Here is an 8576-nt window from a genome sequence, read left to right on the forward strand (position 1 = left end):
ACTCAACTCAACATTTTTTTGAATATTTATTCATGCTTCGACGATAAAAAACATACACCAATAAATAATAAATCTATATTCCTATACACTAAGTGTAAAACACCCTTAAAAATAGGTATCATCTCTTAGACGATACCTACTTCCTTAATTAGTTAATCCATTATGAAATGGTTGTAATTCTAATGGAGTAATCCCTTTGGATTTCCATTCTTTCATCAGCATATTTGCACTCTGTTGTGAAGGCATAAAAGCAATTCCACAATCGCCACCACCAGCTCCAGATTGTTTTGCGGCTCCACCAAGCACTTCAGCGATGTCACATAATGTAGATATTTCAGGTGTTTCCAATGTTGTATTTGCTGCTTTTCCAACAGCTATCAATGCCTGTCTATTTTCTGTAATTCCTGTTAAGAATTTTGGAATATCATTGGTTTCTATCCCTCTAAGAATGCTATTTACTGCAACCTTACTTCTTTCAAGAAACTTATCATAGGAATAGACATTTTCATTCTTTAACTGTAATATTCTCTCAACTAAATTTCCTGTTGAAGCAGGAGAACCAGTCCAACCGATACAAATATGAACATCCTTTGGCAAAGTTATTGGTTGAATAAAAAAATATTCCCATTCCATCTCCAATAGTTGTAGAAGGGAATTAGCTTCCTGATATTTTTTCCGTAACCAATCTGCCTGGAACGAAGAATATAAAATAATGCCACCGTAAGCTGATGCTGCAACATCGGCTCCTGATCCATTCCCCTGTGCAGCAACATGAGAAATGGCTGCTAATTTAAATACTAGCTCTGGAGACGGTGATTCGTTTAGATGAAATTGTAATATAGCTTTTATTACACCAACTGACACGGCAGCACTTGATCCCAATCCGTATTTTTTGCCAGTACTTTGGTCATCTAATTCACTCTTTATCTCCATGGAAAAAGGCTCAATTTCAATTCCTTTTTCTTTTAAATACAGAAAAGAAATAGACATCGCCTCTTGAACAAAATTAGCACGTTTGTCGTTTGTAAAAATAGTTGCTCGATTATTGGCAAAATCCCAATGTAAATCTGTTAAATTAAATTTTGCGAGCGTAATTTGCTTGTCATTTGATGCTATAACATCTATATAGATAAAGCGATTTACAGCCATCGTCATTAACCTGTGATATGGCTCTAAAACTGCAAATTCCCCCGCTATCATTAACTTACCAGGTACTTGAATTGATAGTGACTTAGACAATAGACTCATCCTCTAAGTAGGTTATTCCTTGTCCTACACGACTTAATTTAACATCTGTTACACCTGGAATGTTTCTCAATGTACTTTGTACCTCTTCTTCATTTTCTGGTAAATAAAGTACTTTTACATTTGGACCAGCATCTATTGTAAAGTATGCAGGTATTCCTTGTTCCCTTAATGCACGCACTGTTTGCATTACCGTTACAGTCGTATCTAACCAATACGTAAATGGCGGTTGTGCCCCAAGTGTAGTCGCATGCATTTTTAAACAGTTGGCTTCAGCAATTTGACCGACTTTCTCAAAATCTTTAGCAAAAATCCCTTCTTTTATTTCAGCTAAATCCGTCGGAATACTATCAACCCAACCTTGGAAAAATGGGGAAGTGTCTACTGTTCGTTTCATTCCTTCGCGACTAGAAACTTTTTTCATCTTAGAAGAAAGTACAACTGCCGCTACACGAATATCCCAGTGTTCTTTTGGTGTAATTGGAACAGCAAAAGAATCCGTACCATCGTCTTTCTCACCTTTTTTCCATTCTGCAAACCCACCAAAAATTGACCGACAAGCAGAACCTGACCCTTGTCGGGTTAGTCTTGATAACTCTGTGTTATCTAACTTTAAACCAATTGCTTTAGTCGATGCTGCAGCAAGGGCAGCAAATCCAGAAGCTGATGAGGCAAAACCAGCAGCTGTTGGTACAGCATTAGTAGATTTTACCTCGGCATAGATTTCTTTGCCTGCAAGTTGACGAACAAGGTTAAGAAAATTTGCCACTCGCTGATATTGCTCTCCAGCTATCGAAACGTCATCTAAAACAAAGGTATCCTTTGTAAACTGCTCGTTAAACTCGACTGAAGTAGTTGTATAAAATCCATCTAATGTAACAGACAAACTATTGTTTGTCGGTAAAATCAAAGTTTCATCACGCTTCCCCCAATATTTAATGAGGGCTATATTTGTATGTGCTTTTGCAGTTGCTTTCATAATGATCCCCTTTTTTAAAAAGAAGCTCTAATTAATCTTGCTTCCTCAGTACAAATGGCCATACGGCGTAGGCACCAAATTCTTTTAGTTTTTCAGCCAGCTGCCTAGAATGAATTTCATTCTTAGCAAGTGCAATAATACAACCACCATTGCCTGCTCCAGTAAGCTTAGCACCTAGTGCGCCTTCTTTTTGGGCAAAATTAATTAGGCGATCTAGTCCTTCATCACTTACACCTAGTGCTACTAACTCCTTTTGTGCTTCATTAAGCATTTGTCCAAGTAAGTTTTTACCCGCCTTTTCCAAAGCATGCTTGGCAAGATGAGTTAGCTCCCCAATTCTTTCAATTTTTGCATGAATTTTTTTAGGTGTTTTCTTTAATAAGTGTGCCACAGACTCAACAGCTGATCGTGTATCACCTATTCGTCCAGAGTCTGCAACAATAAAATGAAAATCTTCTCCTGGACTAATATAACTTACAGGATTCTCTCTTTCGAACCATACAGGGGATTCAGATGTTATTGTTAATGTATCAATACCACTTGGAGAACCATGTGCAAACTTTTCTGCTATATTAGCAAAATGAAGTAATTCTCTTTCTGAGTAACTTACTTTAGCATACGAAAATAGTGAACGAATAATTGCAATAGCAACTGAGGCACTTGAACCTAGTCCTTTCCCAGGTGGAATAGATGATTTTACGTGAATCACCATATCTTTTCTAGGAAGATTTAAGTACTTCAGTGTGGAATGAATACTATTTACAATTCCTTCTAAAGCAAGCGGAGCAGAGCTCATTGGCCCATGATAAAATGTACTATCAAACCTAATCGGACCTTCTTGATATTCTACTACAGACTCCACTCCAACTAATGGAAAAGGTATTGCTATTGCAGGTTGTCCGTGCACAACTGCATGCTCACCAATTAAAATTAACTTACTATGAGCAATGCCAATTCCACTTTTTTCAGTTTGTATAATATTTTCTGATATAGTTATTTTTTCTGTACTCATTTTGTATATTGTTCCACCAATTCTTTAGCTTTACCTACACGGATTTCTTTTAACTTCACTAATTGTTCAGCTATAATATCAATCATCTCCCCAGTAGCACCTGCAGCAATGGCAACAGATCGCGAATGAAGTGCCATATGGCCTTTTTGAATACCATCTGTTACAAGAGCTTTTAATGCTCCAAGATTTTGCGCTAATCCAACAGCAACTATTACTTGGGCAAGTTCAGAAGCTGATTCTGTTTTTAACATCTTATGCGCAAGTTGTGAAATTGGGTGAACACGAATTGCGCCACCTACAGTTCCGATTGACATAGGTAGCTCTAGCTCTCCAACTAGATTCCCTTCTGCATCAACTGACCATTTCGTCATGGAACGGTAACTACCAAAACGCGACGCATACGCATGTGCTCCCGCTTCAACTGCTCGCCAATCATTACCTGTTGCAATAATAACAGGATCAATTCCATTCATTATCCCTTTATTATGTGTTACAGCACGATATGGGTCAGAATCGGCAAATTCAAAAGCAGAAATAACTCCATCACGAACTTCCTCACCGGAATAATCTCCAGTAACTAAAAGTTCTGGAGGGATAACACAAGTTGCTTTGGCAATACAACGATCTGCAAGATTTGATAATATTCTTAAATATACTTTTCCTTCAGTAATCTCTTCTACGGTCGGCGCTAGTGATTCAACCATCGTATTAATGATATTTGCACCCATAGCATCACATGTATCGATATATACATGTACTACCAACATTTTTCCATAGTTTGAGTTAGGGGAGTCATTTAGAATACGAACATCAAGATCCCTTGCACCTCCACCTCTTGCTACAATACTAGGATATGTGGCATTTGCTGCTTTGATAAGCTCATTTTTAACGTTTAAAATGGATTCTTTTGCATAATCAAAGTCTTTACATCCTACAACTTGGATTTGACCTATCATAATTCTTTCGGAAGCTTCTGTCTTAAATCCACCAGCATCTCTAACAATTTTTGCTATATGGCTTGCAGAAGCAACAATAGATGGCTCTTCAACCGCCATAGGTATAATATAGTCTTTCCCGTTTATTAAGAAATTCAATCCTAATCCTAAAGGTAATGGAAATGTTCCAATAACATTCTCAATCATTTTATCTGCAGTTTCGATTGGTAATGCTTCCTGTGACGCTAGAACGCTTAAGTCATCGTCTGAGAACTCTAGCGCCTGCTTTAGGAGTTCTCTTCTCTCTTCAATAGTTTTTTTATAAAAACCAGGAATTCTAGAAGATTTCATACCAACCATCCTTTTATTTACTCTATTTATAGTCCAAAGCTATTATTTTATATATCCTTAATGAATTACTCTATCTATTATGTTAAAAAAAAGTATAAAATGCAAATAAAAACAAGGTTGTCTATGTATAACAACCTTGTTTTTAATATGCCTTATATTAGTGATGAGCCATGAAGGATTCGAACCTTCGACCCTCTGATTAAAAGTCAGATGCTCTACCGACTGAGCTAATGGCTCGCAATGTTAGTATTTCTTTTGGTGTATTGAGCGTTAACCAAGTGGACCCCTGCGTCTTCTCGATCATTCGAAGATGTTAATTCCTCGGGGTTACTCGATAGCTTATTCGGTGGAAGTATTGCTCGTTGCTCTACCGACTGAGCTAATGGCTCACAATGTTAGTATTTCTTTTGATGTATTGAGCGTTAACCAAGTGGACCCCTGCGTCTTCTCGATCATTCGAAGATGTTAATTCCTCGGGGTTACTCGTAGCTTATTCGGTGGAAGTATTGCTCGTTGCTCTACCGACTGAGCTAATGGCTCACAATGTTAGTATTTCTTTTGATGTACTGAGCGTTAATTAATACTCAGCAGAGCTATTTCTTGCCTTTATTATGAGTTTATATACAATAAAGTATGTGAAGTTTCCCAAAAAGGCATAAAAAAAGCTGGGCTACTAGGATTCGAACCTAGGAATGACGGGACCAAAACCCGTTGCCTTACCGCTTGGCTATAGCCCAATAATCTAAATGGTGGAGGGGGGCAGATTCGAACTGCCGAACCCGAAGGAGCGGATTTACAGTCCGCCGCGTTTAGCCACTTCGCTACCCCTCCATATATTTAGCATATATGTTTTTTTTATACAAAAAAATGGTGCCGGCCAGAGGACTTGAACCCCCAACCTACTGATTACAAGTCAGTTGCTCTACCAATTGAGCTAGGCCGGCGTAATGGTGGAGGATGCAGGGCTCGAACCTGCGACCCCCTGCTTGTAAGGCAGGTGCTCTCCCAGCTGAGCTAATCCTCCATATGGTGACCCGTACGGGATTCGAACCCGTGTTACCGCCGTGAAAGGGCGGTGTCTTAACCGCTTGACCAACGGGCCAGTTTTTTAAAAGGCTTGTTTCAGTCAACGAATTTTATTATATACAGATTAAGTCAGTTTGTAAAGAGGAAAAGCAAATTTTTTTTAAAAAAATTTATCCGCTTTTTAAAAACCCTATTAAATCAACGTTTGTTAATACTAATAAATATAATTTTTTTATATTTTTTTATATATAATGGTCTTTTTATAAAATAAATGTTAAATTATAGTTAGGTACTAATAGTTAATCACAATTATTGGAGGTTCGAAATGTCTGAACTATTAAAAGGAAAAAATATAGTTGTAATGGGTGTAGCAAATGAACGAAGTATTGCCTGGGGGGTCACTAAGTCCCTTCATAACGCTGGAGCAAACCTAATTTTTACCAATAGACAAGAAAGATCTTATAAAAAGCTTACTAAATTATTGGAGCAGAATAACATTGATGCAAAATTAATTGTTTCTTGTGACGTTTCCGATGATGAAAGTATTGTTACAGCTTTCAATGAAATTAAGGAAAAAGTTGGCGTCATTCACGGTCTCGTTCACGCAATTGCATTTGCTAATCGAGATGAATTAAAAGGAGAATTTGCAGATACTTCTCGTGATGGATTCTTACTAGCACAAAATATTAGTGCATTCTCTTTAGTTGCCGTAACAAAGGCTGCAAAAGATTTGATGACAGAGGGAGGAAGTATCGTTACCCAATCATATCTAGGAGCAGAACGAGTAATTCCAAACTATAATGTAATGGGAGTTGCAAAAGCATCTCTAGAGGCCAGTGTCCGATACTTAGCTGAGGACGTAGGTAAATATGGAATACGTGTGAATGCAATTTCTGCTGGCCCTATTCGTACTTTAGCGGCTAAAGGGGTTTCTGGATTTAATGAAAAAATGGGGGTTGTTGAAGAAAAAGCTCCATTACGACGAAACGTAGACCAAGATCAAGTTGGCGATGCAACATTATTCTTTATGAGTGAATTATCTAGAGGTGTTACCGGCGAAGTATTGCATGTTGATTCAGGCTACCATATTATTGGGGGATAATTGTACAACTTTTTGACGCTTACTAATATCATTTAGTGAGCGTCATTTTTTCTATTCGTATCTATAATAAGGGGGGATATAATGAAATGGTTTGGAAGTGAAAGACTCGCACCTTTTAATGCATTTGAATGGTATCACATTATAATGGTACTCGTTTATGTCTTTGGTTTTATATCTCTATTAATCTATGGAAGCAAGATTACAAAGAAAAAAAGATTATCTAACATAATTAGATGGGTACTATTCGTTATTTTAGTATGTTCTGAACTAAGTTATCAGGCTTGGGGTTCTCTAAATAATAGTTGGAACGTACGAGAATATCTTCCGTTTCAACTATGCAGTATAGCTGGCATCTTAACTATGATAGCTCTCTTTACAAAAAAACATAATCTTATACAGATTGTATTCTTTATAGGAGTTGTGCCTTCTTTTCTGGCAGTTATTACACCAGAGCTTTACTACGGTTTCCCTCATTTTCGTTTTTGGCAGTTTTTTATTCATCATATTGCTTTATCTTGGGCATGCATTTTTCTAATAGTAACGACACCATTAACTATATCCTTTAAAGATATGTTCCAATCATATCTTTATCTATTAGGGTATGCTGCTTTAGTTGGTTTTGTAATCAATCCTTTATTTAAAGCGAACTTCCTCTTCCTAGCACGTATACCATCAGCAAATACTCCTTTAAGTCTTTTAGGAGATGGTATTTGGTATTATATCAATCTTTGCTCAGTGGGCTTTATTGTTTTTATTGCATTATATTATATTCACAAAGTATTTATTATGAAGGTACAATCATTCAACTAGGAATTTAAACTTTGCAAAATAATTAAGTCCATTTCACAAAACACTAAGTGTTGTCCAAAGGCGTTTAGATTATCAGCTCTGTAAAACTATATAATCAATAAGAACACTGCTGTAAGCCATTTAATGAAGGAATTTATGATATTTGAGTATCGGTCTCTTCTTGTAAATAAACAAAGATGGATAAAAGGATCATTAGAATTGAAAATCCGATTCAACTGTTACCAGGGATCGGATTTTCTAAAGTAAGAAACTACCTTTCTTATGGATTGATATACATAAATAACAACTCTTTTTATTGATTTGCATTAGAAGTTCTTATCTAGTCTTTAATTATTGATTTCGATTAACAAAAAAAACACCTACATCCCTTAGGACATAAGTGTTTGGCATAGAGCTTCCAGCCGGATTTGAACCGACGACCCCTTCCTTACCATGGAAGTGCTCTACCTACTGAGCTATGGAAGCATTTATTAAAAATCTAAACATAAAAATGGCTCCACAGGTAGGATTCGAACCTACGACCGATCGGTTAACAGCCGATTGCTCTACCACTGAGCTACTGTGGAATAATTTAAATATAATTGCTTATCCTGTTTTTGAATGCATATCCCAAGATATTAGACCCCTGTGTCTTCTAGTTCATTCGAAGATGTGTATTCTTCGGGGTTACTATGGAATATCTATATTATATACTAACACCCTGTTATTATATAACTTTATAAACAATTTATGCAAATTTTATTAATAATTTCAGATATGCAAAAATTGCCTGGCAACGTCCTACTCTCGCAAGGGCAATGCCCTAACTACCATCGGCGCTGAGAAGCTTAACTTCTGTGTTCGGTATGGGAACAGGTGTGTCCTTCTCGCCATCGTCACCAGACAATGTTTTGGATATATAACTTATACCCTGAAAACTAAATAAGAGTAAACAAACGACAATCAAATTAAGTTAGTTAAGTCCTCGATCTATTAGTATCCGTCAGCTTCACGTGTCACCACGCTTCCACCTCGGACCTATCAACCTCATAGTCTCTAAGGGATCTTACTCACTCGAAGTGATGGGAAGTCTCATCTTGAGGGGGGCTTCATGCTTAGATGCTTTCAGCACTTATC

Annotated in this window: 6 protein-coding genes, 8 tRNA genes and 2 rRNA genes; 2 read left to right on the plus strand and 14 right to left on the minus strand. The window is 37.1% G+C overall.

Going from position 1 to position 8576, the window contains the following annotated elements; translation table 11 throughout:
- Positions 1-144: 144 nt before the first annotated feature.
- From IEV35_RS11455 to IEV35_RS11500, 10 genes are all read right to left on the minus strand, one after another.
- Positions 145-1248, minus strand: coding sequence for a phosphomevalonate kinase (locus tag IEV35_RS11455; protein WP_188384793.1), 1104 nt, complete (start codon positions 1246-1248; stop codon positions 145-147).
- Entirely contained in the window at positions 1232-2224 is a 993-nt protein-coding gene (gene mvaD, locus IEV35_RS11460) for a diphosphomevalonate decarboxylase (protein ID WP_188384794.1), read from the minus strand. Before mvaD ends, IEV35_RS11455 begins: the two co-directional genes overlap by 17 nt.
- 31 nt (positions 2225-2255) lie before the next feature.
- Entirely contained in the window at positions 2256-3236 is a 981-nt protein-coding gene (mvk, locus tag IEV35_RS11465) for a mevalonate kinase (protein WP_188384795.1), read from the minus strand.
- Positions 3233-4522, minus strand: coding sequence for a hydroxymethylglutaryl-CoA reductase, degradative (locus IEV35_RS11470; protein ID WP_188384796.1), 1290 nt, complete (start codon positions 4520-4522; stop codon positions 3233-3235). Before IEV35_RS11470 ends, mvk begins: the two co-directional genes overlap by 4 nt.
- 164 nt (positions 4523-4686) lie before the next feature.
- Positions 4687-4759 (minus strand) — tRNA-Lys (locus tag IEV35_RS11475).
- A 428-nt stretch (positions 4760-5187) separates the two neighbouring features.
- Positions 5188-5259: transfer RNA gene (locus IEV35_RS11480), tRNA-Gln, on the minus strand.
- Positions 5260-5269: 10 nt separating this feature from the next.
- Positions 5270-5353, minus strand: a tRNA-Tyr gene (locus IEV35_RS11485).
- Between the two features lie 37 nt (positions 5354-5390).
- Positions 5391-5466, minus strand: a tRNA-Thr gene (locus tag IEV35_RS11490).
- 4 nt (positions 5467-5470) lie between these two features.
- Positions 5471-5546, minus strand: a tRNA-Val gene (locus IEV35_RS11495).
- A 3-nt stretch (positions 5547-5549) separates the two neighbouring features.
- Positions 5550-5624 (minus strand) — tRNA-Glu (locus IEV35_RS11500).
- Positions 5625-5873: 249 nt separating this feature from the next.
- Here IEV35_RS11500 and fabI point away from each other — a divergent pair.
- Together fabI and IEV35_RS11510 are read left to right on the plus strand one after the other, a co-directional pair.
- Positions 5874-6650 carry an enoyl-ACP reductase FabI gene (fabI, locus tag IEV35_RS11505; protein WP_188384797.1) on the plus strand — a complete coding sequence of 259 codons (777 nt, stop codon included), beginning with the start codon at positions 5874-5876 and terminating at the stop codon, positions 6648-6650.
- Positions 6651-6731: 81 nt separating this feature from the next.
- The gene (locus IEV35_RS11510) at positions 6732-7460 is read left to right on the plus strand and encodes a YwaF family protein (RefSeq protein ID WP_188384798.1); all 729 of its coding nucleotides are present in this window, start codon (positions 6732-6734) and stop codon (positions 7458-7460) included.
- 392 nt (positions 7461-7852) lie between these two features.
- Here IEV35_RS11510 and IEV35_RS11515 read toward each other — a convergent pair.
- The 4 genes from IEV35_RS11515 to IEV35_RS11530 all read right to left on the minus strand — a co-directional run.
- Positions 7853-7925: transfer RNA gene (locus IEV35_RS11515), tRNA-Thr, on the minus strand.
- 26 nt (positions 7926-7951) lie between these two features.
- Positions 7952-8026, minus strand: a tRNA-Asn gene (locus IEV35_RS11520).
- Positions 8027-8227: 201 nt separating this feature from the next.
- Positions 8228-8343, minus strand: a 5S ribosomal RNA gene (gene rrf / locus IEV35_RS11525).
- Between the two features lie 69 nt (positions 8344-8412).
- Positions 8413-8576 (minus strand): 23S ribosomal RNA (locus tag IEV35_RS11530); the annotation flags it as partial.

It is taken from the genome of Ornithinibacillus halotolerans (assembly GCF_014637405.1).
GTDB classification, from domain to species: Bacteria; Bacillota; Bacilli; order Bacillales; family Amphibacillaceae; genus Ornithinibacillus; species Ornithinibacillus halotolerans.